At 45.5% G+C, this 2,341-nt stretch carries 2 protein-coding genes; one reads left to right on the top strand and one right to left on the bottom strand.

The window, feature by feature from the left end:
• The first annotated feature begins 173 nt into the window (after positions 1-173).
• On the top strand, positions 174-1,466 hold the full coding sequence (gene ablA / locus JUI58_RS15905) for a lysine 2,3-aminomutase (RefSeq protein WP_204104784.1): 1,293 nt from the start codon (positions 174-176) through the stop codon (positions 1,464-1,466).
• An 11-nt stretch (positions 1,467-1,477) separates the two neighbouring features.
• On the opposite strand, the gene JUI58_RS15900 is transcribed toward ablA, so the two are convergent.
• A partial coding sequence (locus JUI58_RS15900; protein ID WP_204104783.1) for an RNA-guided endonuclease TnpB family protein occupies positions 1,478-2,341 on the bottom strand: 864 nt, incomplete at its 5' end.

Genomic DNA, 2,341 nt, shown 5'->3' with positions numbered 1-2,341 from the left:
GCTAACGACAGAGCGAGGAACTAGCTTCGCATTCCAAGGTGTCGTGACCCAAATAACGTAGTACGCGGGGTACTTAGTCTGGTCAGAATGGCTTGTCTCAGATTTCTCTTTCAAGCCTCACGCCTTTAGGCTGAGGTTCCTGACCCTATCTCGTAACTCTTTACAAAAGTAAAATGATTCCTTCAACCCAGCCATTTTTAACACGCAGTCCGAAACCTTGGGCAAATATCCCTCCACAACAATGGGATGATTGGCATTGGCAATTAGACAACCGTTTAAACTCTGTTGAAGAGTTAGAGCAAATTATCAATTTAACTCCTGAAGAAATTCAAGGTTTAACTGCGAAAGATAAATTTCGCGTTGATATTACTCCCTATTTTGCCAGTTTAATCGATCCTGACAATCCCTTGTGTCCGATTCGCCGCCAAGTGATTCCTTTGGGACGCGAACTCGTTGACTTTGTGGGAATGCAGGAAGACAGCTTGGCTGAAGACGAACACAGTCCCATTCCGGGTTTGGTTCATCGTTATCCTGATCGCGTTTTGATGTTGGTGACAACCCACTGTGCGAGTTACTGTCGCTACTGCACTCGCTCTCGTTTGGTGGGAGATTTTCAGCAAACTTTTAAGAAAAACGATCTCGAACGACAACTCGATTATATTCGTCAAACTCCTCAAATTCGAGATGTTCTCCTGAGTGGTGGCGATCCTTTAACTCTATCTCCCATTCTGCTTGATTATATTCTCTCGCGATTACGAGAGATAGTGCATTTGGAGATCGTGCGAATTGGTACTCGTGTTCCTGTATTCCTGCCCCAACGCATTACGGACGAGTTTTGTAATATGCTACGGAAATATCATCCCCTCTGGATTAACATCCATATTAATCATCCCAAGGAAATTACCGCCGAGTTAAGCGCAGCCTTGGCTAAATTAGCAGATGCGGGCATTCCTTTGGGAAATCAGAGCGTTCTTTTAGCGGGAATTAACGATCGCCTGGATATCCAACAAGAACTTTTATGTAAGTTAGTAAAAAATCGCGTCCGTCCTTACTATATTTACCAATGCGATCTAGTAAAAGGTGCGGGTCACTTTCGTACTACAGTTGCGCGAGGAATGGAGATCGTGGAGGGTTTGCGAGGGCACTTAAGTGGGTATACTATTCCTACTTATGTTATTGATGCTCCTGGAGGAGGTGGGAAAATTCCGGTTATGCCTCAATATCTCATCAGTCAAGGTGTGAATAAAGTCATTCTTCGCAATTACGAAGGCTATATTACGACTTATTACGAACCGGAAGATTACGATCCATCTTTAATCGATCGCGCTCAACCCTTGACGGATATGCGTCCGGAAATTGGTCAAGAAGGCGTTTCTGGCTTGTTGCAAGGCAAAGCTAAAGCAATTAAGCCGCAAGGGTACGATCGCACCCATCATCGCGGCGATCGCGCTGTGCAGGAGTCTTGAGACAAAATGAACTACCCCACCGTATAGACGGATGGGGTTTCAGTTACCCCAGCATCGTCTGTAGAGCGAGAGCTTAATCGCTTCATTTGCCCGAGTTGCGTCATCCCGCCCGTATGAGTACGAGGAGAATCAGTAGCGCTCGAGCATCGACGACTAACGAGGTTCGTTCCTACCCCCGGTTGCCGATCTGCGGCGACATTCCACATCACCATCACAGAGCATTTATCCCTGCCCATTTCAAATCCGCAATCTTCGCAAACATGATAACGATTTGAAAGTTCTGCCCAATCCTTATGGACTTTGCCACAGTTGGGACATCGCTGAGAAGGTTTGACCTTGCGAGTATTAATGGTTAAATGAACGCCACCTTTAGCAACAATTTTATAAACAATCATTTGATTTAAAGTCCCAAAACCCACGTCAAGAAGCGAACGATTGAGTCCCGCTTTTTGACGTTTTCTTTTTCCCTTCTTTGCCTTTCTAGTCATCCCCTTAACATTGAGCTTTTCTGTCACGGCGATGTCATAACGACTGGATAAATCTGTCGTGACTTTGTGCTGCCAGTCTTGGCGAACTCTCGACTGTTTGGCTTTAAGTTTGGATATTTTCTTTTGAGACTTTTTCCATCGATTTGAGGCTTTCTGTTTACCTCGAATAGGACAGCGCTTGCGCCGTAAGGCTTGGAAAGCCGTGCGAATTTTGGGTGCAAATTCTCGCTCAAAACGAGGATTGGAGACTTCCTCAAAATCCCGACCGTCAAAGCAAGTTAATGCCGTCACCGTTCCTAAATCAAAGGCAACCATTGACTGTACGGACGTTACATGTAACGTCCCTACCGGGGACTGGCTGCCAAATAGACAAGGGATTTCTTCTAC

The sequence above is a fragment of the Spirulina sp. CCY15215 genome (assembly GCF_016888125.1).
Lineage (GTDB): Bacteria > Cyanobacteriota > Cyanobacteriia > Cyanobacteriales > Spirulinaceae > CCY15215.
Note: the sequence above shows the minus strand (reverse complement) of the source record. Positions and strands in the feature narration are given on the sequence as shown.